Raw genomic sequence first — 23475 nt, forward strand, 5'->3', positions numbered from 1 at the left:
CCTGCCCTTGGCGCTAGCGCCAAGGGCAGGAGCGGGGGCGAGGGGTGCCGAGCGGTTACCTTGCTGATCTACGGGGTCGGGAGCCTCCAGCTCGGTACGGGCGTCCTCGGGGGCCACCACTGCGGTTGCCTCGCGTCGGACCGGCAGAGCGGCGCGCAGCGCGGCGCGCGCGGCGTCACCGGGGCGTGGAGCGGGCGGTGAGGGATCGGCGGCCGGGGGTGCGGTGACCGTCGTGTCCTCGGAATCGGTCGGCCCAGGCGCGCGGGACACCGACGCCTCGGAACCAGACTGCACAGGCGCACGGGACACCGACGCCTCAGAACCAGACTGCACAGGCGCACGGGACACCGACGCCTCAGAACCGGATGGCACAGGCGCGCGGGACGCCAGCCTCCCAGCACCGGTCGGCCGGGGCTCGCGGGGCACCGGCCCCTCAGAACCGGCCGGCACAAGCGTGTCGACCACCGGGTCCCCGGGGGCTGGGGCCGCCGCATGCCCCGCGGGCTTCTCCGTCTCCCGCTCCTCCCGCTCCTCCCGCTCCCGCCGTTCACGCGCGGCCCGCAGTGCCTGTCGTGCCAGGTCGGCGGGGCGCGTGGCCTGCTGCTCGGGCTCCTCGCTCTCGCCCGGTGCGGGTCGCGTCCGCTCCGACTCGGCTTCGCTCACCGCGAGTTCTGCGTCGTGCTCCGCTTCGCCCGCGCCCTGTGCAGCCCCCTCCACTCCCGTCACGACTCCCTCCGCAACCGCACCAGGTCCGACAGATCCCGGTCCGTCAGCTCGGTCAGGGACGACTCGCCGGAGCCGAGGATCGCGTCCGCCAACGCCCGCTTGGATTCGAGCATTTCGGCGATGCGGTCCTCGACCGTGCCCTCGGTGATGAGGCGGTGGACCTGGACCGGCTGGGTCTGGCCGATGCGGTACGCGCGGTCCGTGGCCTGTTCCTCGACCGCCGGGTTCCACCAGCGGTCGAAGTGGACGACGTGGCCCGCGCGGGTGAGGTTCAGGCCGGTGCCGGCCGCCTTGAGGGACAGGATCAGGACCGGGGTCGCACCGGCCTGGAAGCGGTCCACCATGCGCTCCCGCTCCGGTACCGGTGTGCCGCCGTGGAGCAGGTCGACCGGGACCGCGCGGGCCGACAGGTGGGAGGTGATCAGGCGGGCCATGCCGACGTACTGCGTGAAGACGATCGCGGAGCCGTCCTCCGACAGCAGCGTGTCCAACAGCTCGTCCAGCAGGGCGAGTTTGCCGGAGCGGGCGGCGAGGCGGTCGCCGCCGGCCTGGGCCGCCGTGTGCTCCTCCTTGAGGTACAGCGCCGGGTGGTCGCAGATCTGTTTGAGGGAGGTGAGGAGCTTCAGGACCAGGCCCCGGCGTGCGATGCCCTCCGTCGTCTCGATCGCCAGCATGGATTCGCGCACCACCGCCTCGTAGAGCGAGGCCTGTTCGCGGGTGAGCGGGACCGGGTGGTCGGTCTCCGTCTTGGGCGGGAGTTCGGGGACGATGCCCGGGTCGGACTTCTTGCGACGCAGGAGGAACGGGCGGACCAGGCGGGCCAGTCGGGTCACCGCCTCCTCGTCCTCGCCGTTCTCCACCGCGCGCGCGTGCCGGGCGCGGAAGGACTTCAGGGGGCCGAGGAGTCCGGGGGTCGTCCAGTCCAGCAGGGCCCAGAGTTCGGAGAGGTTGTTCTCGACCGGGGTGCCGGTGAGGGCCACGCGCGCGGGGGACGGGATCGTGCGGAGGGCCTTCGCGGTCGCCGAGTACGGGTTCTTGACGTGCTGTGCCTCGTCCGCGACGACCATGCCCCAGGGCTGTTGGGCGAGCGTCGCCGCCGCCGAGCGCATGGTGCCGTACGTGGTGAGGACGAAGCCGCCGGTCAGGTTCTCCAGGGTGCGGTCCGCGCCGTGGAAGCGGCGGACGGGGACTCCGGGGGCGAAGCGGGTGATCTCCCGCTGCCAGTTGCCGAGGAGTGAGGCGGGGCAGATCACGAGGGTGGGGTCGCGGTGTGCCCGGCGCAGGTGGAGGGCGATGAGGGTGATGGTCTTGCCGAGGCCCATGTCGTCGGCGAGACAGCCACCGAGGCCGAGGGAGGTCATCAGGTCGAGCCAGGCCAGGCCCCGGAGTTGGTAGTCCCTGAGGGTGGCCTGGAGGCCGGGCGGGGGCTCGGCGGGCTGGATGCCCGCCGTCAGGCGGTCGCGGAGCGTGGCCAGCGCGCCGACCGGGACGGCTTCCACCTGTTCGCCGTCTACCTCCGTCGTGCCGGTGAGCGCGACGGACAGCGCGTCGACCGGGTCGAGCAGGCCCAGTTCGCGTTTGCGGGCCTTGCGGACGAGGGCCGGGTCGACCAGCACCCACTGGTCCCGCAGTCGTACGACCGGGCGGTGGGCCTCGGCCAGGGTGTCCATCTCGGCCTCGGTGAGCGGGTCGCCGCCGAGCGCCAACTGCCAGCGGAACTGGAGGAGTTCCTCGCTCTCGAAGAACCCGGTGCCGTCGGTCGCCGAGCCCGGTGCCGAGCGGACCACTGCGGACACCGTGAGGTCCTGTGCCAGGTCCCGGGGCCAGTGGACGGCGACTCCGGCCGCCGCGAGCCGGGTGGCCGCCATGCCGAGCAGATCGCCCAACTCCTCCTCGGAGAGGGCGAGTACATCGGGCACGTCCTGCTCGGTGAGGCGGTCCAGCGGGGGCCAGACGCGGGCGGCCCGGCGTACGGCCAACGCGGCGTCCACGCGCGCGCGGGGGCCGAAGGCGCTGTCCGCCGTGCCCGCCCACAGGGCCGCCGCGTCGACCACGAGGGTGGGGTCGGCGAGGCTGTGCACCTGGACGATCGCCGCGCCCGCGCTGCGCACCCGTCCGCCGTCGTCGAACAGGTCGTAGGCCGAGAGGTCCAGGCGGAGCGAGATCCGTACGCCGGCGTCCATGCCGGCGGCGACCTCGGCGGCCCAGTCCTGGGCGTCGCGCAGGCGCTGCGGTTTGCGGGCCGCGAAGGGCATCCCTGAGGTGTACGGCGCGGCCGGGGTGCGGGGCAGGGTGTCCGCGACGGCGTCCAGGAAGGACCGCATCAGCGCTTCCGGCTCGGGCAGCCGGAGCGGGCCCGGGCCGGGCAGTGGGACGGCGTGGCCCTCGTACGGGAGGGCCGCCGCGACCGCGCGGACGTGCGCGATGTCCTCGGGCTCCAGGGGGCCCGCCCGCCACGCGTCGTGGCCGGTCGCGGTGAGGCCGGGGAGCAGTCGGCCGCGGGCGGCGAGCCGGAGCGCGTGCAGGGCGGCGGCGCCCCAGCAGGCCGTGGCGGGGTGGGCGGCGGGGTCTCGGCGGGCACGCACCAGGAGGGGCAGCGCCGCCTCGATCGGCAGGGTCAGCGCGGGGGCGGACCTGCGTCGGACCGCAGCGCCCTGTCGTCGTACGACCGTCAACTCGGTCTGTTCCACGCCCTCTTCGGCTTCGGGGAGGGCGCGCTCGCCGTCGGGGTCCCAGAAGGCGACGCGGCCCTCGCGCGGGACAACGGGGGACGGCAGGAAGACCGCGGCCAGTCGTACGGAGATCTGCTCCATGAGTGCCGTGTCCGTCATACGTCCTGTCACCTCCCGCCCGTCAGTCGTGTCAGCTGTCTTCGACTCTACGGGCGGGGTCTGACAATCGGCCCCGGCGACCGGCCGGGGCGGCCCCGCTAGGGAACGGTGCGGGAGACGACGTAGACCATGGGGAGGGCCGGATCGGACAGGTTCACCACGACGTCCTGGGTGGGTGCCGGGTCCTTCTGTTTGTTGACGACGCCCCACCAGGGGCCGGGGCGGGTGAACTTCCAGCCGGTGATCTTCTGGTCGCGGTCGCTGATGGTGATGTCGTTCTTCTTCAGCGTGTCCCGGTCGACCCCTATGCCGGCGAGGAAGGTGTCGAGGCCGGCTTCGGAGGTCTGGAACTGGACGTAGAGGCGGCTGGTCTTCCAGTTGTTGGTCTCGTAGAAGGCGACCTCTTCCGCCGGGTGCGGGACCGGTACCTGGTAGAGGCGGCGCTGGACCTTCGAGGGCCAGCCCACGGTGAGGCCGGTCGCCGAGTACTTGGCCTCCTTGTCCTTGCCGCTGTTGCGGCTCTGGTTCGCGGAGATCGCCAGATAGACGGCCGGTACGCCGATGAGCAGCACGATGATGAGCAGGGTCAGCGCTCGGCGGCGGGCCTTGTGGCGGGGGTCCTCGGGTGGCCGGGGCGGCTCGTCCCGGGGGGTGGTCTGGCGGGGCAGCGATGCGATCATGCGGTGTCCTGGGTGTCGCGCCGGGACTCGGCGAACCGCTCGTAGCGCTCGTACCGCTCGACACGGCGGCGCTTGGCGCGGCGGAAGCGGCGGGCGACCAGGCGGGCGAGGTCGGCGGCGCCGACCATGCCGGCCTCGGGGCCGAGCTGGGCGCGCACTATGCGGGCCTCGGGGCGGTAGCCGCGGCCGGTGAGCTGTCGCTTGAACGCGTCCCGCGCGGGGCCGATCAGCAGGTCGTCGGCGGCCGAGACACCGCCGCCGATCACGAAGCAGGAGGGGTCGAGAGCGGCGGCGAGGTTGGCGATGCCGACGCCGAGCCACTGGCCGATGTCCTGGAGCAGCTCGATGCACATCGCGTCGCCCTCGCGGGCCAGCTCGGTGATCATCGGGCCGGTGATCTCGCCGATGTTGCCCTTGACGTGCTCGATGATCCCGTAGGCCACCGGGGAGTCGGCCGCGGCCAGTTCGCGGGCCTCCCTGACCAGCGCGTTGCCGGAGCTGTACTGCTCCCAGCAGCCGCGGTTGCCGCATGCGCAGCGGTGGCCGCCGGGCACGACCTGCATATGTCCGAACTCGCCGGCGACGCCCCACTTGCCGCGCTTGACCTGGCCGTCCTCCAGGATGGCGCCGCCGATGCCGGTGCCGAGCGTGATCATGACGAGGTGGTCCTCGCCACGCCCTGCGCCGAAGCGCCACTCGGCCCAGGCGGCGGTGTTGGCGTCGTTGTCCACCAGGACCGGGACGGAGAGCCTGCTCGTGATGCGGTCCCTGAGGGGCTCGTTCCGCCAGGACAGGTGGGGCGCGAACAGGACCCGGTTGCGCTCGGCGTCGACCCAGCCGGCCGCGCCGATGCCGACCGCGTGCACGTCGTGCCGGTCGGACAGGTCCAGGACCAGTTCGACGATGGTGTCCTCGACGACCTTGGGGCTCTTGGACTTGTCCGGGGTCTCCGTGCGGAGCTTCTCCAGGATGTTGCCGTCGGCGTCCACGACGCCCGCCATGACCTTGGTGCCGCCGATGTCGATGCCGACCGTGGGCACGCGGGGGGCCGTCAGGTGCGACCTGCGCTCGCGCGTGCCGACAGTTCGGAGCGCCGGGGCGCGGCGGGAGCCTATGGGGGCGCTGAAATTGCCGTAGGTGCTCATCAAGGCCCGATTCTGCCTCACCGTGACCGTGGGTGCTGTGCGGGGGCGCATGGGGGGTGCGGATCGTTGTCTTGTGCGGGTGCGTTGCGGCTGGTCGCGCCCCGCGGCGGAGCCGCAAATAGACACAGCCCCGCGCTCCTAAAGGGGCGCGTCCCAACTCGGTACCAGAATCGTGAACCTCACGCCCCCCGGACTTAATTGTCCGGACATTATGACGTATATCGCGGGCGAAACGGGTGCACTCAGGGACGTACCAAGAGCTGGAACTCGAACGAATAGCGCGTCGGCCGATATGTATGGCTGCCGAATTCGACCGCTCTGCCCGTGTCGTCGAACGTCGTGCGCTGCATCGTGAGGAGCGGGGCGCCCTCCGTCTCGGCCAGGCGCTCGGCCTCCTCGGCCGTCGCGCCGCGGGCGCCGATGGACTGGCGGGCGCTGTGCAGGGTGATTCCGGCGGTGCGCATCATCCGGTACAGGCCGGTGGCCTCCAGTTGTGCGGTGTCCAGGGCGAGCAGGCCGAGCGGGAGGTGGTTGGAGAGGTACGCCATCGGCTCGCCGTGCGCGAGGCGCAACCGGTCGATGCGGTGTACGTCGCTGCCCTCGGCCACGCCGAGCGCCGCCGCCACCTCGGCGGACGCCGGAACGACGGTGTTGACGAGGACCTTCGTGGCGGGGCGCTGTCCGGCCGCCTCCAGGTCGTCGAAGAGGCTGCTGAGTTCGAGCGGGCGTTTGACCTGACTGTGCACGACCTGGGTGCCGACGCCCCGGCGGCGCACCAGGAGGCCCTTGTCGACGAGGGACTGGATGGCCTGGCGGACCGTGGGCCGGGACAGGCCGAGCCGGGCGGCGAGTTCGATCTCGTTGCCCAGCAGGCTGCCCGGGGTCAGCGAGCCGTGCTCGATCGCGGCCTCCAGTTGTTGGGACAGCTGGAAGTACAGCGGCACCGGGCTGCTCCGGTCCACGCTGAGTTCGAGCGGCACTGTCGGGTCCACATCTGGTTTCGGCACGGGCCGAGCGTAGCTCTGTGAATGGTTGACGGGAAGTGATGTAGTTCGATTGTCCGGACATACGCATTGACAGCGTGCCTGGTCGGCCCTCAGTTTGTTCCCATGCGCATCGGAGTCATCGGTACGGGCCGCATCGGGACCATCCATGCCAGGACGCTCAGCCGTCATCGTGAGGTCGGTTCGCTGATCCTCACGGACGTGGACCCGGTACGGGCCCAGGAGCTGGCGAACCGGCTGGGGGAAACGGCGGCACCGAGCACGGAGGAGATCTTCAAGTGGGGCGTGGACGCCGTGGTGATCACTACGGCGACATCGGCGCACGCCGAATTAATCGGGAGGGCGGCGCGTTCCGGGCTTCCGGTGTTCTGCGAGAAGCCCATAGCCCTCGATCTGCCCGGTTCACTGGCTGCGATCGCCGAGGTCGAGACGGCGGGAACGATCCTTCAGATGGGGTTCCAGCGCCGGTTCGACAAGGGCTACACGGGTGCCCGGGAGGCGGTGCGCTCGGGGCGGCTGGGACGGCTGCACACCGTGCGGGCGATGACCTCCGACCAGACCCCGCCCCCGGCCGCCTATCTGCCGATCTCCGGCGGGCTGTACCGGGACACCCTGATCCACGACTTCGACATGCTGCGCTGGGTGACCGGACGCGAGGTGGTCGACGTGTTCGCGGCCGGCTCGGACGCCGGGCCCGCCATGTTCCGCGAGGCCGGTGACATCGACACGGCCGCCGCCGTCCTCACACTGGACGACGGCACCCTGGCCACGGTGACGGCCACCCGGCTGAACGGGGCGGGCTACGACGTCCGGATGGAGCTGGCCGGGGAACTGGACCAGATCGTGGTCGGCCTGGACGACCGCACCCCGATCGCGTCCACCGAACCGTCCGGGCCGCCGGCCGCGACCAAGCCGTGGACCGGCTTCCTGGAACGCTTCGGGCCCGCCTACGAGGCCGAGCTGATCGCCTTCGTCGAGGTCGTGGTCGGCCAGCGGACCAATCCGTGCGACGGGCGCGAAGCCCTCCAGGCACTGCGGATCGCCGAGGCGTGCGAGGTGTCCCGGCGCGAGCGAAGACAAGTCCGGCTCGGTGAGATCGCGGGCGGGTACCCCCTCAGTTGAGCAGTCGTATCGTCGGGGCCGACGCGTCCGTGGCGATCACGGACTCGCAGTGGCCGCACCGCAGTCGGTGCGGCCGTACCAAGTTGGACTGAATGCTGTGCTTCCCCGCCTCCTTGGCCTTGGGGCAGTGGGAACCGAGGTGCAGCCGCACCCAGGGGTGGCTGGTCGGGGCCATGGCGGCCTTGTCGTCGCGGGCGTCCTGGAAGGGCGCCCACCAGAAGTCGACCAGCGCTCGCAGGGCCAGCCGGTCCGCGCCCGTGGTCGAGTCGTACGCGGTGATCCGGCCGGCCGTGTAGTGGCTCTGGAAGCCCTTGCGGCTGCCGGAGCACAAGGCCCGTTCGGCGCCGCACTCGTACATCTGCGTGCGGCCCCTCCGCTCGCAGACGAAACAGTCGACGCTGAACTGAAGTCGCGAACTCCAGTACAGATTGTGGGAGTTGTCGCCGGTGGCCCGGTCGGTCAGTTCGGCGGTGATCTCCGCGGTGCGCAGCATCTACGGCTCCCCTCAGGCCGTCCGGACGGCAAGCACCGTGCCCTGGGCGACCGCGCAGAGGGACTCCGTGCCGTCGTCGGCGACCACAAGGACGTCGCAGCGGACCACGGCCTGGCGGCGGCCGGCCTGCACGACCTCGGCCCGGGCGCGCAGGGTGGTGCCGGTGGCCGGGCGGACGTACTGGATGGTGAGGCCGCCGGTGAGGACCGCGGGGCCGAGGACGGTGCCGCCGGCGAAGGTGAGCGCGTTGTCGGCGGCGTAGGCGAGGACTCCGCCGTGCACGAAGCCGTTCTGCTGGTGGAGGTCTTCCCTGATGTCGATCTCCAGCGTGGCGCCGCCGTCCCCGAAGGCAGTCAGCCGCGCGCCGATCAGCCTGCTGAAGGGCTGGCTCTCCAGCGCCTTCCTGGCCATGGTCAGGTCGAACTCCACGAGTGCGGTCACGAGAACGGGCCTCCTGGGGGCTTCCACTACGGCTTTCATCACGCCTTCGACCGCTGCTACGGCTACTACGGCCGCTACGGCGATCCGGTGCGGCCGTTCTACCAGCGCACCGGCAGGCTGCGCATCCCGCGCATCAGCATGCCCGGGAGCCAGTCGCCGGGCGGGCCGTCCAGGGCGAGGCCGGGGGCGCGCTCCAGCAGGGTCCGTATCGCCGTGCGTGCTTCGAGGCGGGCCAGGGGTGCGCCCAGGCAGTAGTGGATGCCGTGGCCGAAGGCGAGGTGACCTCGGGCGTCGCGGCGGATGTCGAAGCGGTCCGGGGCGGGGAAGCGGTCCCCGTCGCGGTCGGCGGCGGTCAGGCCGACCATGACGGCGTCGCCCTTCACGACGGGGGTGCCGGCGATGTCCAGGGATTCCGCGGCGAAGCGGAACGTGCCGTTCTCCACCGGGCCCTCGTAGCGCAGCATCTCCTCGATCGCGCCGTCGAGGAGGGTCATGTCGGCGCGCAGGGCGGCGAGTTGGTCCGGGTGTGTGAGCAGGGCGTGGACACCGCTGGTGAGGAGGTTGACGGTCGTCTCGTGGCCGGCGATGAGCAGGATGAAGGCCATGCCCCGCAGTTCCCGCGGGGAGAGCCGGTCGCCGTCCTCGGCGGTGGTGCGGATCAGGTCGCTGAGGAGGTCGCCGCTGGGGCCCGCGCAGCGCTTGTCCTCGATGAGGTCGCCGAGGTACTCGGCGAGCCGCACGAACGCGTCGTACTCGCTGCCCGAACTGGTGGGCGCCACCGCCTCCGTGGACAGTTTGCGGAACTCCGCGCGGTCCATGTCGGGCACGCCGAGGAGCTCGCAGATCACGGTGATGGGCAGCGGGTAGGAGAGCGACTCGACGAGGTCCGCGCGGCCCGGCGGCAGCATCGTGTCGAGGAGTTCGTCGGTGATCTGCTGGACGCGCGGGCGCAGTTTCTCGACGCGGCGCATGGTGAAGGAGCGGGTGATGAGCCCGCGCAGGCGGGTGTGCTGCGGCGGGTCGGTGCTCAGCAGGTACTTGCCGATCAGCTCCTCGTCGAGGAACGTCACGCCGATCCTGCTGCCGTCCTTGGCCAGCCGGGGGTCGGCGAGCGCCGCGCGCGCCTCCTCGTACCCCACGATCAGCCAGGTCACGTGGTGCTCGTCCGGCTCCGGCAGGCGCACGAGTTGCACCGGGCCGCGCTCGCGCAGCATGGCGTACACCGGATGCGGGTCGCGTCGGAACTCCTCGCCGAACTCCCCCAGATCGATTGCCTCGGTCATGCTCTGCCCCCGTCCCGGACGATTCCCCGAGATCTTCCAGTGCAGTGGGAACGTGCGGCGGCCGCGGCTAGTGCCCGCCGTCGCCGTCCTCTTCGAGCAGGCCCGCGTCGTACGCCAACAGGGCGATCTGCACACGGTTGTTGAGGTCGAGCTTGGCCAGGATGCGGGAGACGTGGGTCTTGACGGTGGCGACGCTCATGAAGAGGCCGGTGGCGATCTCGGCGTTGGCCAGGCCCTGTCCGACGGAGACGGCGACCTCGCGCTCGCGGTCTCCCAGGACCGCGAGGCGGGCACGCGCGCGTGCACGACGGGTGTCGGTACCGGTGCCCGTGCCTGCCGCGTGTTCCATCAGCTGGCGGGTGACCGCGGGCGACAGGACGGGATCGCCGGCCGCGACCCGGCGCACCGCGTCGAGGATCTCGGCGGGCGGGGTGTCCTTGAGGACGAAGCCGGCGGCTCCCACGCGCAGGGCCCGTAGCACCTGTTCGTCGGCGTGGAAGGTGGTGAGGACGATGATCTGCGGCGCGTCGCCGCGGGAACGCAGCCGTTCCGTGGCGGTCAGTCCGTCCATCGCGGGCATGCGGATGTCCATGAGGACGACGTCGGGGTGGACGCGGTCGACGAGTTCCTGGACCTCGCTGCCGTCGGCGGCCTCGCCGACGATCTCGATGTCGGCGGCGCCGCCCATCATGAGGGAGAGTCCGGCCCGCACCAGCGGGTCGTCGTCGACGAGGAGCACTCTGATCGCGGTCATGGGGCTACGTAACCACGGCCCCGCGAGGGAGAGCCGGGTCACCCCCAGGGCAGCCAGGCGTCCACCCTGAAGCCTCCGCCCTCCAGCGGGCCGTGTTCCAGCCGTCCGCCCGCCAGCGTCGCCCGCTCGGTCAGGCCGATCAGGCCCTGGCCCGAGCCGGGGACGTGTGGCACCGCGCCCTCCGGGGGCGGGTTGTGCACGGCGACCACCAGGCCGTCGCCCGGGGTGCCGCTGACGGTCACCGTGACCTCGGTGCCGGGGGCGTGTTTGCGGGCGTTGGTGAGGGCTTCCTGGGCGATGCGGTAGGCGGTGCGGCCGATCGAGGCGGGGACCGTGGCGGGGTCGGTGACCCGGTTGTCGAGGGTGACCTTCATGCCGGCCTCGCGGGACTCGGTGACCAGTGCGTCCAGGGCGCCGAGCGTGGGCTGCGGGCGGCCGGTGTCGTCGGGTTCGCCCGCGCGCAGGACGCCGATGATCTCGCGCAGATCCTGCAGCGCCTCGTGGGCGCTCTCCCGGATGACGCCGGCCGCCCGTGCGACCTCCTCGCGGGGCGCGTCCGGCCGGAACTCCAGCGCGCCGGCGTGCACGCTGAGCAGGGTCAGCCGGTGGGCGAGCACGTCGTGCATCTCGCGGGCGATGGCCTCCCGGGCCAGCCGCTGGGCCTGCTCGGCACGGAGTTCCGCCTCCGTCTCGGCGCGCCGGGCCCGGTCGCGCAGGCTGAGCATGAGCTGCCGCTTGGAGCGGACGAACATGCCCCAGCCGATGACGGTGAGGGTGAACAGTTCGGTGAACGCGACCGCGCCGGCGTACGGCAGGTCGGGGTCGGGGCGCAGCCAGAAGAAGACCGGGGTCAGCGCGAGCTGGACGCCGCCGATCCAGGCCACGTACCGGAAGGGGCGGTGCACGGCGAGGGTGAAGAGGGCGACCAGACCGGCGCCGCCCGCCGTGGTCGAGACGATGCCGACGGGGATCATGGCGATCGCCAGCCCGACCGGCCAGCGGCGGCGCAGCCACACCGTGAAGCAGGCGAGGACTCCGATCAGCTGGTCCACGACGGCCAGGGCGTGCGAGGTCCCGGTGTCGTCCCTGAGGCTCTGCGCGGCGATCAGCGCGATGATCACGGCCAGCAGGAAGCAGGAGGTGTCCACGACCCAGTCGCGTGCGGTACGGCGGGGCCGTCCCGGCCGTTCGACGTCGGGATCGAGTTCGTCCGCCACGGCGGACGGCAGCAGCCAGCGGCGCCCCGCGAACGCCGCCGGTACCTGCGCGGTCCTGTCATCAGTCACGGTCGACAAATCTACGCACGGCCGGACCCGTTCACCCCACCCCGACGGGGATCGTCGACCAAAGTCGCGGCATCACAGACTTTCGGCGGACATGCTTCGTCCCGCCGCGCATGGAGGTGTTCCCAGCCCGTGCGCAGACCGCGTGGAGACGGCGCGCGCCAAGTTAACTTCCCGAAAACTCATCGGACTTGACGGGAAAATCTCTGCTGTTGTCATTGACATGCCACTATCTACGCGCGTCATCATGAAGCCATGAGATTCCCCCCACGGATCACCGGCATCGGCGCAGCAGCCGCCGTCCTGTCCACTCTCCTCATCGGCGGCACCGTCGCCACCGCGACCCCGGCCGCCGCCGCGGTCGGCAGCATCTGCTACAGCGACCTCCCTTCCCAGGCGTACGACACGCTCGACCTGATCGCGACGAACGGGCCCTTCCCGTACTCGCAGGACGGCGTCGTCTTCCGCAACCAGGAAGGCGTCCTCCCCAGCCAGGCCTCCGGCTACTACCACGAGTACACGGTCAAGACTCCCGGCTCGTCCACGCGCGGAGCGCGTCGGATCGTCACCGGGAAGAAGACCCAGGAGGACTACTACACCTCGGACCACTACGTCACGTTCAACCTGATCAACTTCGGCTGCTGAGCCGGTCGGTCAGGTCCGTTCCGTAGTCACCCGGGCGTCCGGCTCCCACCGGCTGCACCATCGCTCACCCCTCGCCCCGCGGCTCCCCCCACGATCATGGGCCGCGGGGCGGGGCACGTCCTGCCGCCGGGCGTACGGGACCGTCAGGTCTCCCGCTCGGGTGCGTACGCCTCCGCGTCCAGGCCGAAGGTCCAGGCCACCCCCGCTCTGGCCGTGCGCGTCGACGGGGGTACCCGTAGCCAGTACGTGCGGTGGGTGCCGTCGGGCTCCGGTGTGGAGTTGAGAACCTCCACCATGACCACGGGCTCGTCGTCCGCCAGGTCGATCCGCCACAGCGTGCCCGTCTCGTCCCGGTGCAGGGGGCGGGCGCCCGAATCGGCGAGGTACCGGTCGTAGCCGTAGTACTCCAGCATCACGCGGCGCAGCTCGGCGTTCTCCTCGGCCCGGACGCGTTCGGGGGTCAGCGCGGGCAGTTCGGCCAGGAAGGCGGCCGGGACCGGCATGCCGCGCCAGGCGTGCAGGGCGAAGCCGTCCGGGTAGGCGAGCGCCGGGCCGTCCCCGTGGTCGAGCCGTCCCGCCTCGTCGCGGTGGAGGGCCGAGGGGCGTTCCGACAGCACCGCGACCCGCGCGAACGGCCACCACCAGCCGGCGCCTCGGCACACCACTGACAGCGCGTCGATCGGGCCGTCGTCGGCGGGGAACGCCGCGAGCCACGGCGCGTCGTGCTGCCCGAGAACGGCGTCCAGGAGGAGCAGCCGGATCTCCGCGGCCGCCTTGCCGGTGTCGCTCCCGGCCAGGTCCTCGATCACGCCCGTACGGATCCGGTCCACCAGGGCCTGCGTCGAGGGCCACAGCCGTCCGCCGGTCGCCGCCCAGTGCGCGGACCATCCGGCGGGCCCCAACTCGGTGTGCAGCAGCCGCCTCGCGGCCGCCCACGGCGCGCTGCGCACCGCGTCCCGTACGCTCGGGCCCCGGTCCGCCGTCTCCCGGAGGAGCGCGACGGCCGCGCGGGGTGAACCCACCCACACCACGCGCTCCGGTTCGGCGAGTCCCGCGAGCCGGTAGGCCCGCCGGACGCCCTCCTCCGCACCCGCCCGGTCAGCGGGGCCGGTCGCCGAGGCCCACGTCCGCCACTGCGCGAGGTCGGGGGATGGCCCGAACGGCGCTCCCCCATCGCCGAGTTGGGGCCCGTCGGCGCCTGACTCCTCGACCGCCGTAGCACTCCCCGCCGCCCCGCCCGACTTCCAGTCCATCGTCCCGTCCACTCCCACATCCGTCCCGCCCACGTGCCCCTCCTCCACACCTCGCCCGGCGCTCTCGTACCGCCGGTGCGTCCCGGTCCGTCTGTCAGTCAGTCAGTCAGTCGGCCACGATCCGTACGGACCCGGGCACGTACTCCCGCTGTCTGACGACCCGGAACCACCCCTTGGGCAGCACGATCACCGCGTGCTCCTCGTGCACCACCCGCCCGCCTTGGGGCAGATGGAGCAGCAACGGACCGTAGGGACCCGGCTCGCGCACCAACTCCCCCGGTCCGACGACCGCGTGGGCGTGGCCGGTCACCTCGCCCAGCGCCAGTACGAGCCGCCCGCGTCCGTCGCGCCGCTCGCGCGGGGCGTGTGCCGCGTGGGCGGGCACCGCGTCCTCCGCGACCGGCACGATCAGCACGTCTCCCTGTCGGTACATGGCTGTCCCCTCACCGCCGGGTGCTTCGCGCACCGGCCTCATGACCACGACGTTAGGCGCCACCACTGACAACGCCCGTGCCACGCCCCGCCGATGGGCACTGTCAGTGCCGGTTGGTAGAAATGCGCATCACACACCACGCACTCTTCTTCTCAGGAGCGGCCGCATGACCATCGGTGAGCACCTCGACGCGCTGTACCGGCTGCCGTCGTTCACCTTTCCCGGGCCGGACGCCCCGGCCGACCGGCTGCCCGAGCCGGACTCGGTCGCCTGGCGTCTGGGCGGCAACGTGTACGACAACGACGAGGCGTGGACCGACTCGTTCGCCCGCTTCCGTGCCGCCGTCGACACGACCCGGGTGCGGGCGCTGATCATCGGCGGCTGGGAGGACGCCTACGACAGCGCGCCCACGCCGATCGTCGAGGCGCTCGTGGCGGCCCGGGACGACTTCCCCGCGCTGCGCGCGCTGTTCCTCGGGGACCTGGTGATGGAGGAGTGCGAGATCTCCTGGATCCACCAGTCCGACGTCAGCCCGCTGCTCAACGCCTACCCGGCGCTGGAGGAGTTCGGGGTGCGCGGCGGGACCGGCCTTGAGTTCACCGCGCTGCGGCACGGTGCGCTGCGCCGGCTGGTGGCGGAGACGGGCGGACTCCCCGTCGAGGTCGTGCGCGGCATCGGCGCCAGTGATCTGCCCGCGCTGGAGCACCTGGACCTGTGGCTCGGCACGCCGGACTACGGCGGTGACAGCGAGGCCGCGGACCTGGAGCCGATCCTGTCCGGTGCCCGGCTGCCCCGCCTGCGCCATCTGGCCCTGCGCAACAGCGAGATGCAGGACGCGGTGGCCGCCGCGGTCGCCGCCGCCCCGGTGGTCGAGCGCCTGGAGGTGCTGGACCTGTCGATGGGCGTGCTGACCGACGAGGGCGCGGTCGCGCTGCTGAGCGGGCAGCCGCTGACGCATCTCAAGAAGCTGGACCTGCACCACAACTACCTCACCGAGGCCGTCGCGGAGCGGGTACGGGAGACGTTGGTGGCGGCGGGCGTGGAGGTCGACCTGGACCGTGACGACGCCGACGAGGACACGGAGGACGACGGCACGGTCTGGCGTTACGTCGCCGTCGGGGAGTGACCGCGTCCACCGCGACGGGGCTGGCCGCCTTCACATCGTCCACCGCGGCCGGTCCGGCCGTAGTCACGCCGCCATCCCGCACCGGCCTCCGGTTCGCGGTGGTCGGCAATCCCGAGAACCGCAGGGTGTCCCTCTTCGAGGACGCCGTGCGCGCGGCCGGGCTGCCCGCGCCCCGCGTCGTCGCCTGGACGGACGTCCTGCGCGCGCGGGGTGCGGACTTCGCCGCCGACGAGTTCGTCCGGGTCGACTCCCCCGGCGAGAACCCCGAGGTCGACCGGCTACTGCGGGACGCCACGGATCCCACCCGGGTGGAGGGATCGGCCCGCTGGTACGCGCGGTTCACCGCCGCGCTGCGCACGCTGCGCGGCGGCATCCCCCTCGCCGACCCGGACGACCTGGCGGTGCTGTTCGACAAGCGGACGTGTCATGGCGTGCTGGACGCGGCCGGTGTGCCCGTCCCGGAGTCCCCGACGTCGGGTGCGCTCGGCGCGCGCGTGCAGGGCTGGGACGACGTACGGGCGTTGATGCGCGAGCACCGGATGCCCCGGCTGTTCGTCAAGCCCGCGCACGGGTCGTCGGCGTCGGGTGTCCTCGCGGTAGAGACGGCGGGCGGGGGCCGGATCAGGGCGACCACGTCGGTCGAGACCGGTCCGGACGGCGCGCTGCACAACTCCCTGCGGGTGCGCAGGTATCACGACGAGCGGGACGTCGCCCGCATCGTGGACGCGCTGGCGCCGGACGGACTGCATCTCGAACGCTGGGTGCCGAAGGCCTCCCAGGCGGGCCGGTCCGCGGATCTCCGGGTGGTCGTCGTGGCCGGCCGGGCCACCCACGCGGTGGTGCGCACCAGTCGCGGGCCGCTGACCAATCTGCATCTGGGCGGCAGCCGCGGCGACTTGGACGGCGTCCGGCGGGCCGTCACCGCCGCGGGCGCCCGCTGGGAGGACGTCCTGGACGTGTGCGAGCGTGCCTCGTCCTGCTTCCCGCGCACGCTGTGCGTAGGGGTCGACCTGCTGCCGGCCGTGGATTGGCGGCGGACCTTCGTCGGCGAGGTCAACGCCTTCGGCGACCTGCTGCCCCGGCTCACCGGACTGCCCGGCAGCGGCGCGGAGGGTCTGGACACCTACGGCGCGCAGGTGGCGGCCGCCCTGCGCGCACCGGCCGACAACGGCCCGCGTCATCCGTACAGAACAGGAACTGCCCATGCCTGAGCCCGACATGAACGCGGTCGTCGGGGACCACGACATCCTGCTGGTCACCCTCGACACACTGCGGTACGACGTGGCCGTCGAGTTGGCGGCCGAGGGACGCATCCCGCACCTGGCCCGCCAACTCCCCGGCGGACGCTGGGAGAAGAGGCACGCCCCTGGCAGTTTCACCTATGCCTCGCACCAGGCGATCTTCGCCGGGTTCCTGCCCACTCCGGCCCAACCCGGCCCGCATCCACGGCTGTTCGCGGCGAGCTTCGCCGGCAGCGAGACGACCGCCGAGGGCACCTTCGTCTACGACACTCCCGACCTGGTGTCCGGACTGGCGGCGGCCGGCTACCGCACCGTATGCGTCGGGGGCGTGGGCTTCTTCAACCGGCGCGGTCCGCTGGGTTCCGTACTGCCCGGCCTGTTCCAAGAGGCGCACTGGGAGGAGGAGTTCGGTGTCACCTCGCCGCACTCCTTCGAGAACCAGGTCGACCGGGTGGAACAGGTCGTAGGCCAACTCCCCGCCGAACAGCGCCTGTTCCTCTTCGTGAACGCGTCGGCGCTGCACCAGCCCAACTGGTTCCACCTGCCCGGCGCGACCCGCGAGGCTGGAGACACCCGGGAGACGCACGCCGCCGCGCTGGAGTACGTCGACCGGCACATCGGGCGGCTGTTCGCCGCCGCCAGCTCCCGGCGCCCCTGCTTCGTCATCGTCTGCTCCGACCACGGCACCGCCTACGGCGACGACGGCTACACCGGCCACCGCCTGGGCCACGAGTCCGTGTGGACCGTGCCGTACGCCCACTTCTTCCTCGACCCCGCGGAGGCCGTCCGATGACCACCGCGCAGCAGACCAGTCCCTACCAGCACTACGTGTACGCCTATCCGCACAAGACGGCGTACCGCCGCCTCCAAGACCGGCCCGCGCTGCGGGAGTTGTGGGCGGCGGAGGACCGGAGCGCGCTCTCGCTGTACGTACACATACCGTTCTGCGAGGTCCGGTGCGGGTTCTGCAACCTCTTCACCCGCATCGGCGCCCCGGACGGGCTGACCGGTGCCTATCTGGACGCCCTGGAGCGGCAGGCGGACGCCGTCCGGGCGGCGCTGGGTGACGCGGAGCCTCCGCGGTTCGCCACGGCGGCGTTCGGCGGCGGCACCCCGACCTTCCTCACCGCGGCCGAGCTGGAGCGCCTGTGCGACATCGCCGAGCGGCGCATGGGCGCCGACCTGCGCGCGGTCCCGCTCTCCGTGGAGGCCTCGCCCGCGACGGCCACCGCGGACCGGCTCGCCGTCCTCGCGGACCGCGGCGCGACCCGCCTCAGCCTGGGCGTCCAGAGCTTCGTCGACTCCGAGGCCAGGGCCGCCGTACGCCCGCAGCGCCGCGCCGACGTGGAGGCCGCGCTCGGCCGGATCCGGGACGCCGGCGTCCCCGTCCTCAACATCGACCTGATCTACGGCATCGACGGCCAGACCGAGCGGACCTGGGGCGACTCCCTGGACGCGGCCCTGGCCTGGCGCCCCGAGGAGCTGTACCTGTACCCGCTCTACGTCCGCCCGTTGACCGGCCTCGGCCGCCACCAGGGGGACACCGGATCCGACCCGGCGTGGGACGAGCAGCGGCTGCGCCTGTACCGGGCGGGCCGCGACCACCTCCTCGCGCACGGCTATGTCCAGCAGTCGATGCGGATGTTCCGCCGGGCCGACGCCCCGCCCCAGGGCGCCGACGACTACGCCTGCCAGACCGACGGCATGATCGGGCTCGGCTGTGGGGCCCGCTCGTACACGTCGGCGCTGCACTACTCCTTCGACTACGCGGTCGGCATGCACGAGATCCGCGGCATCATCGACGACTACGTCACGACGGCCGACTTCGCGCACGCGGAGGTCGGCTACCGCGTGGACGGGCACGAGGCGCACCGCCGTCATCTCCTCCAGTCCCTGCTCCAGGCCGAGGGGCTGTCCGTCGCCGACTACCGCACCCGCTTCGGGAGTTCACCGGACGACGACTTCGGGACGGAGCTGGACCGGCTGGCCGAGCGCGGCTGGCTTACCGACACGGCGGGCGGCCGGCTCGTCCTCACCCCGGACGGCCTGGCGCACTCCGACGCCATCGGCCCGGAGCTGTTCTCCCCCGAGGTGCGGTCCGCCATGGCCGCCTACGAACGGAAGTGACGGACCGTCATGGATCTCACCGTCCTCTACCGGGGCCCGCTCTCGTCCTGCGACTACGACTGTCCCTACTGCCCGTTCGCCAAGCGCCGCGACTCGACCGCCCAACTCCGCGCGGACCGCGACGCGTTGGAGCGCTTCGCGCACTGGGCGACGCACAGCGAGGACGATCTCTCCCTCCTGTTCACGCCCTGGGGCGAGGGCCTGGTCCGCTCCTGGTACCGGCGCACCCTCACCGAGCTGTCCCGACTGCCGCACGTGCGCCGGGTCGCCATCCAGACCAACCTGAGCTGCCGCACCGGCTGGCTCGCCGAGGCCGACCTCGACACGCTCGCCCTGTGGTGCACGTACCACCCGGGCCAGACCCCCTACGACCGTTTCCTCGCGAAGTGCCGTGAACTGGCCGACCGCGGAGTGCGGTTCAGCGTCGGCGTGGTCGGCCTGCCCGCCCACCTGCCGGCGGCCCGCCGGCTCCGCGCCGACCTGCCCGCGCACGTCTACCTCTGGATCAACGCGGCCGAGGGGCACACCTACGGCGACGCCGAGGCCGACGACTGGACCGCGCTCGACCCCCTCTTCCCGTACAGCCGGCACCCGCACCGCAGCGCCGGACTCCCGTGCCGTACCGGCGAGTCCGTGATCTCGGTCGACGGCAACGGCACGGTCCGCCGCTGCCACTTCGTCCGCGACGAACTGGGGAACCTGTACGACGGCTCGTACCGGGCGGCGCTGCGCCCGCGCGCGTGTCCACTGGCGGTCTGCGACTGCCACATCGGCTATGTCCACCTGGAATCCCTGCCGTTGTACGACGTCTTCGCGGGCGGTGTCCTGGAGAGGGTGCCGTCCGCGCTCCCCTGAGCCGACGGGTCGATGTGCGTCGTAATGTCAAGATCGTGTCCTCAGTGATGCTGTCCCTTCTCAGGCGTGTCTCAGGAGTGTCATCGGGTGAGGGATCGCCTCAGGGGCCCCGTGATGGAGGGAGAACGACCGCGGGGCAACCGCGGATCGGCAATCACGGGGAGAACGAGACACATGATGTTCAAGCGATTCGGGACCATCGCCGCGACCGCGATCACCGGCACCCTGCTCCTGACCGCCTGCAACGGCGTGGACGGTGCGGCCGACGCCACGGTGTCCCATCCGGCGGCGTCGGGGGCGACGCAGGCGGCGGGTGCCATCGGCCGCTACTCCCAGAACGCGCCCGGGGCGACGTACTTCACCACGATCCTCACCGGTGACAACGAGGTGCCCGTCAAGGGCAAGCCGGCGGTGGGCGACAAGGACGGCAGCGCGGTGGCCCTCATGCGGATCCAGGGCGACGAAGTGTCCTTCGCGTTCGCGTGGACGGGGATCGGCACCCCGACCATGGCCCACCTCCACCAGGGTGTGCGGGGCACCAACGGTGACGTGAAGATCCCGTTCTTCATGGAGAAGCTCAAGGGCGGCACGCCGTTCGTGTTCGGCACCGTGAAGGTCAAGGACGTCGACCTGCTGCGCAGCATCAAGGCGCATCCCGAGCAGTTCTACTTCAACCTGCACACCGCCGAGTTCCCCGGCGGCGCGGTCCGCGGACAGGCCGTCGCGCTGCCGGGCGCGGTCTCGCTGCCCGACGCCATCCGGCACTCGGCGCTGGCCGGGGTCGTCAAGGGGGCGCAGATCTACGCCTGCACCAAGCAGGATGACGGCTCCTACGCCTTCACCCAGGACAACGTCGACGCCACTCTCCAGGGCGGCATCCAGCACAGCTTCGCCAAGCACGGCCCGGCCGGCCCGCCGCAGTGGATCGCTCCCGACGGCTCCTCGGTGACCGGGACCGTCGTCAACAAGTTCGACAACGGCAAGGGCAACATCCCCCAACTCCTGCTCCGCGCCCAGCAGACCGGCAAGAGCAAGGGCCTCCTGTCCAGGACCACCTCGGTCCTGCGCCTCAACACCGTCGGCGGCGTAGCCCCGTCCGGCACCTGCAACCCGACCAAGCAGCCCACGGCCCGCGTCCCCTACACGGCCGACTACCTGTTCCTCGCCACGAAGTAGCGCCTACCTGGCCGTCCGGCCCGAACACCACCAGGCGATGCGAGTCCCGCGCGGACTCGCATCGCCGCGTTTTCCGTCGCGATCCCGTCAGGTGCCGCTCATCGCTCGACGTCCCCGGTCTCGGGTTCGTCCCCTTCCTCGGAACTCACCAGCGAGGCGATCGCCGCGAAGAAGGCGGCGATGCCCGGCAGGTTGGCTCCCTTGGCCCGTGAGGCCGCGAAGTCCTCCGGACTCCCCCAGGTCACGATGTCCAGCCACTCGTCGTCCGGAAGGCGGACCAGCCGGGCTCCGAGGAATCCGGCACGATCGGCCCGGAAGTCGGCGAGCATCGCGGGCCTGCTCTCCAGCAGTTCGGTGACTCGCTCGGGCTCGACACGGAAGCGGGTGAGTTCAACGGTCGGCATGAAACCTCCAACGTGATTCGCCCTCACCGTAGGACACCGTTGTCAGCCACGCGAGATCATCCCTCCGTCGGATTCCGCGGTCGCTCAGGAGAGGTCGAGCCTCACGGATGCGCCGGGCTTGAGGGAGATCCTCCTGCGTAGCTTTCCGGCGCGGAGTTCCGTCTCTGTCCCCCCGACGCTCCGGACCGTCACAGTCGTCGCCCTGCCGTCGCGCCAGGAGAAGTCGAGCGTGAATCCGCCGCGGGCGCCGATGCCGGTGACGGAGCCCTTCGCCGACCAGGCCTTCGGCAGTGCGGGAAGCAGTTCGAGGACTCCCGGCCTTGAGTACAGGATCATCTCCAGGGCGGCGGTGGGGCCGCCGAGGTTGGCGTCGATCTGGAAGATCGTGTAACTGCCCTGGCTGTACATGTCGAACCAGTTCGCCGAGGTGCCGTTGCCGTTGTTCATCGAAGGGCGCAGCACGGTGAGATAGAGCTGGTAGGCCTTCTCGGCGTCCTTGAGCCGCGACCAGCACAGCGATCGCCAGGCGCAGGCCCAGCCGAAGCTGTCCATTCCCCTGGCGGTGAGCAACGCGCGTACGCCGTCGACGAGTTCGCGCGGGCTGGTGTCGACGGAGATCCGGTCGCCGGGGAAGAATCCGATGAGCGGTGACAGATGGCGGTGTGTCGTCTCGCCGAGGTTGTCGGGGCTCATCCACTCCTCCAGCCAGCCGGATTTCGGGCTGACGCGCGGGAGGTGGAGCCGGGCCCGCATCGCGTCCAGCTCGGTGGCGAGGTCGGCGTCGCGGCCCAGTGTGCGGGCGGCGACGGCGAACTCCCGGAAGAGTTCCCACGCGAGCTCCTGGCCGTAGGTGTTTCCCTTGCCGTCCGGGCCGTGCTCCGGTGACCAGGAGGTGTCGTCCACCAGGACCTCGTGGGACGAACCGTCCGCGTCGGTCACCGCGGTGGTGATCAGCCGTGCCTTCCAGAACTCGGCGGCCCCCTTGAGCACCGGGTAGATCGTCTCCAGGTAGGCGCGGTCCTGGGAGTACTCGTAGTGGCGCCAGAGCGTCGCGCAGAGCCAGGCGTTGCCCGAGGGGTGCCAGGCCCAGCCGCTGCCGCCGTGGATGTTGGTGGAGAAGGCGATGGCCCAACCGGCCACGTTTCCCGAGCTGTTGCGGAAACGGTTGTCGGGGCTGTTGAAGAGCCGTCTCGTGACGTCGGTCCAGACCGGCAGTTGGGACCGGCAGTAGCGGGCGAGCGCCTCCGCGTTGTCGCCCAGTCCGGCGGGGTCGGCCAGCCAGTAGTTCATCTGCACGTTGATGTCGGTGTGGTAATCGGCGTACCAGTCAGGGGTGTTGTTGTGGATCCACAGCCCCTGGAGGTTCATGGGGAGCCAGTCCCTGGACCCGGTGATGGTCAGGTAGCGGCCGTACTGGACGTAGGCGGCCTCCAACTCCGGGTCCGGGGTGGACGCGTCGGTGTGTCGGACGGCGATGCGCGACCACGAGTCCAGCGACCGCTGCACCGTCGAGGAGCTGCCGAGATCGATGGAGAAGCGGTCGTAGAGGCGCCGGTAGTCGGCCACATGGGTGGCGAGCAGCGCGGCGCCGGAGACCTTCGCCGCGGCGGCGGTCTTGGCGCCACCGCAGGCCGTTCTTCAGGGTCGCGGCGAACGAGAGCTGTTTCCCGTCCGCCGAGGTGGTCTCGCCGTGGGTGCCCTCCAGCGAGATCGCACCGGTGTGGGTGCCGCCTCCGGTGAGCCGGACCACGATCACGTCGTCCGGGTGGCTGGCGTAGATCTCCCGGCGGAAACGGGCGCCCCGGTGCCGATAGGTCGCCGACACGACACCGTTGCTCAGGTCGAGGCCGCGCCGGTAGCCGCTGATCTCCTGTGCGGTGTGGGCCGGCAACGTGACGCGGAGTTTGGCCAGCAGTCCGAAACTGCCGAAGTCATCGGCTCCGTAGGGAAGTTGACCGTCGCTGGTGGGGGTGTCGTTGCGTCCGCCCGTCCAGAACGAACCGTCCGTGAGGTACACGAAGTCGTCCGCGGGGTCGCAGCCGACCAGGGCACCCATCCTGCCGTTGCCCACGGGAAGCGCCTCTTGGATGATGCGCGACTCGTCGGCCGACTGCCGGTACCAGAGGGTGGTGGCCTCGGCCTCCGGAACGATGTCCGCGTGAGCGGGGCGCTCGGGGTCGGCATGCGCCACGAACGGGGGCAGGCCACCGAAGGCGGCGAGACCGCCACCGGCGACACCGGTCAGACGAAGGAAGTCACGACGGGAGGAAGAGGGCACGGCGGATCTCCTCGGACGGGACGGTTGAATTAATTCGTAAATTAATGAGACCCCGAGGAACAAGCAATGGTCGTGCAGCCAAAAGATCCGACCTCTGAGGCATCTCGCTACCACCAAAGAGGCGATTCACGAACATACCGGGACTATTTATCGGATGAATGACCGATGCCGGTGA

21 protein-coding genes and 2 pseudogenes are annotated in these 23475 nt (G+C 71.5%); 8 read left to right on the forward strand and 15 right to left on the reverse strand.

Annotation, left to right across the window (positions count from 1 at the left end; translation table 11 throughout):
* The 5 genes and pseudogenes from JHN45_RS53285 to JHN45_RS30980 form a co-directional block, all read right to left on the reverse strand.
* Positions 1-294, reverse strand: a pseudogene (locus JHN45_RS53285) (hypothetical protein); the annotation flags it as partial.
* A gap of 428 nt (positions 295-722) precedes the next feature.
* Positions 723-3557 (reverse strand): DEAD/DEAH box helicase, encoded by a 2835-nt coding sequence (locus JHN45_RS30965; RefSeq protein ID WP_200717451.1) that lies wholly within the window; start codon positions 3555-3557, stop codon positions 723-725.
* Positions 3558-3655: 98 nt separating this feature from the next.
* The gene (locus JHN45_RS30970; RefSeq protein WP_093630034.1) at positions 3656-4237 is read right to left on the reverse strand and encodes a sugar kinase; all 582 of its coding nucleotides are present in this window, start codon (positions 4235-4237) and stop codon (positions 3656-3658) included.
* Positions 4234-5382, reverse strand: a complete 1149-nt coding sequence (locus JHN45_RS30975) for an ROK family glucokinase (RefSeq protein WP_200713538.1) — start codon at positions 5380-5382, stop codon at positions 4234-4236. The genes JHN45_RS30970 and JHN45_RS30975 overlap by 4 nt, the downstream gene beginning before the upstream one ends.
* A gap of 242 nt (positions 5383-5624) precedes the next feature.
* On the reverse strand, positions 5625-6362 hold the full coding sequence (locus JHN45_RS30980; protein WP_093632185.1) for a GntR family transcriptional regulator: 738 nt from the start codon (positions 6360-6362) through the stop codon (positions 5625-5627).
* Between the two features lie 129 nt (positions 6363-6491).
* On the opposite strand from JHN45_RS30980, the gene JHN45_RS30985 reads away from it, so the two are divergent.
* Complete coding sequence (locus JHN45_RS30985; protein WP_200713509.1) at positions 6492-7508, forward strand: Gfo/Idh/MocA family oxidoreductase; 1017 nt, start codon at positions 6492-6494, stop codon at positions 7506-7508.
* Here the strand turns inward: JHN45_RS30985 and JHN45_RS30990 are convergent.
* The 5 genes from JHN45_RS30990 to JHN45_RS31010 all read right to left on the reverse strand — a co-directional run bounded on the left by JHN45_RS30990 (position 7501) and on the right by JHN45_RS31010 (position 11774).
* The gene (locus tag JHN45_RS30990; RefSeq protein ID WP_200713510.1) at positions 7501-8001 is read right to left on the reverse strand and encodes a hypothetical protein; all 501 of its coding nucleotides are present in this window, start codon (positions 7999-8001) and stop codon (positions 7501-7503) included. The genes JHN45_RS30985 and JHN45_RS30990 overlap by 8 nt on opposite strands.
* A gap of 12 nt (positions 8002-8013) precedes the next feature.
* A complete protein-coding gene (locus JHN45_RS30995; protein ID WP_200713539.1) occupies positions 8014-8412 on the reverse strand; it encodes a PaaI family thioesterase in 399 nt (132 codons plus the stop codon).
* 128 nt (positions 8413-8540) lie between these two features.
* Entirely contained in the window at positions 8541-9725 is a 1185-nt protein-coding gene (locus JHN45_RS31000; RefSeq protein WP_200713511.1) for a cytochrome P450, read from the reverse strand.
* Positions 9726-9792: 67 nt separating this feature from the next.
* A complete protein-coding gene (locus JHN45_RS31005) occupies positions 9793-10479 on the reverse strand; it encodes a response regulator transcription factor (protein ID WP_200713512.1) in 687 nt (228 codons plus the stop codon).
* A gap of 38 nt (positions 10480-10517) precedes the next feature.
* Positions 10518-11774 carry a sensor histidine kinase gene (locus JHN45_RS31010; RefSeq protein WP_200713513.1) on the reverse strand — a complete coding sequence of 419 codons (1257 nt, stop codon included), beginning with the start codon at positions 11772-11774 and terminating at the stop codon, positions 10518-10520.
* Between the two features lie 243 nt (positions 11775-12017).
* Here JHN45_RS31010 and JHN45_RS31015 point away from each other — a divergent pair, with 243 nt between their 5' ends.
* The gene (locus JHN45_RS31015) at positions 12018-12407 is read left to right on the forward strand and encodes a ribonuclease (protein ID WP_200713514.1); all 390 of its coding nucleotides are present in this window, start codon (positions 12018-12020) and stop codon (positions 12405-12407) included.
* Between the two features lie 143 nt (positions 12408-12550).
* Here the strand turns inward: JHN45_RS31015 and JHN45_RS31020 are convergent, their stop codons facing one another.
* Both JHN45_RS31020 and JHN45_RS31025 read right to left on the reverse strand, forming a co-directional pair.
* Positions 12551-13660 carry a DUF6745 domain-containing protein gene (locus JHN45_RS31020; protein WP_200713540.1) on the reverse strand — a complete coding sequence of 370 codons (1110 nt, stop codon included), beginning with the start codon at positions 13658-13660 and terminating at the stop codon, positions 12551-12553.
* 106 nt (positions 13661-13766) lie between these two features.
* A complete protein-coding gene (locus tag JHN45_RS31025; protein ID WP_200713515.1) occupies positions 13767-14093 on the reverse strand; it encodes a hypothetical protein in 327 nt (108 codons plus the stop codon).
* Positions 14094-14259: 166 nt separating this feature from the next.
* Here JHN45_RS31025 and JHN45_RS31030 point away from each other — a divergent pair, with 166 nt between their 5' ends.
* The 6 genes from JHN45_RS31030 to JHN45_RS31055 all read left to right on the forward strand — a co-directional run bounded on the left by JHN45_RS31030 (position 14260) and on the right by JHN45_RS31055 (position 20618).
* Positions 14260-15219 carry an STM4015 family protein gene (locus tag JHN45_RS31030; RefSeq protein WP_200713516.1) on the forward strand — a complete coding sequence of 320 codons (960 nt, stop codon included), beginning with the start codon at positions 14260-14262 and terminating at the stop codon, positions 15217-15219.
* 98 nt (positions 15220-15317) lie between these two features.
* A complete protein-coding gene (locus JHN45_RS31035; RefSeq protein ID WP_200713541.1) occupies positions 15318-16430 on the forward strand; it encodes an STM4014 family protein in 1113 nt (370 codons plus the stop codon).
* 7 nt (positions 16431-16437) lie between these two features.
* The gene (locus tag JHN45_RS31040; protein WP_200713542.1) at positions 16438-17253 is read left to right on the forward strand and encodes an STM4013/SEN3800 family hydrolase; all 816 of its coding nucleotides are present in this window, start codon (positions 16438-16440) and stop codon (positions 17251-17253) included.
* Positions 17250-18587 (forward strand): STM4012 family radical SAM protein, encoded by a 1338-nt coding sequence (locus tag JHN45_RS31045; RefSeq protein WP_201051952.1) that lies wholly within the window; start codon positions 17250-17252, stop codon positions 18585-18587. Before JHN45_RS31040 ends, JHN45_RS31045 begins: the two co-directional genes overlap by 4 nt.
* A gap of 9 nt (positions 18588-18596) precedes the next feature.
* The gene (locus JHN45_RS31050) at positions 18597-19442 is read left to right on the forward strand and encodes an STM4011 family radical SAM protein (protein ID WP_201051954.1); all 846 of its coding nucleotides are present in this window, start codon (positions 18597-18599) and stop codon (positions 19440-19442) included.
* A 174-nt stretch (positions 19443-19616) separates the two neighbouring features.
* Positions 19617-20618: a CHRD domain-containing protein gene (locus JHN45_RS31055; protein WP_201051956.1), complete on the forward strand. Its 1002-nt coding sequence runs from the start codon at positions 19617-19619 to the stop codon at positions 20616-20618.
* Positions 20619-20716: 98 nt separating this feature from the next.
* On the opposite strand, the gene JHN45_RS53290 is transcribed toward JHN45_RS31055, so the two are convergent.
* The 3 genes and pseudogenes from JHN45_RS53290 to JHN45_RS54800 form a co-directional block, all read right to left on the reverse strand.
* Entirely contained in the window at positions 20717-21022 is a 306-nt protein-coding gene (locus tag JHN45_RS53290; RefSeq protein ID WP_236584305.1) for an antibiotic biosynthesis monooxygenase, read from the reverse strand.
* 84 nt (positions 21023-21106) lie between these two features.
* On the reverse strand, positions 21107-22588 hold the full coding sequence (locus JHN45_RS54795) for a glycoside hydrolase family 95-like protein (protein WP_374195650.1): 1482 nt from the start codon (positions 22586-22588) through the stop codon (positions 21107-21109).
* Between the two features lie 127 nt (positions 22589-22715).
* A pseudogene (locus JHN45_RS54800) lies at positions 22716-23414 on the reverse strand (glycoside hydrolase N-terminal domain-containing protein); the annotation flags it as partial.
* Positions 23415-23475: the final 61 nt, after the last annotated feature.

Source organism: Streptomyces sp. MBT53, from assembly GCF_016654115.1.
Classification (GTDB): Bacteria; Actinomycetota; Actinomycetes; order Streptomycetales; family Streptomycetaceae; genus Streptomyces.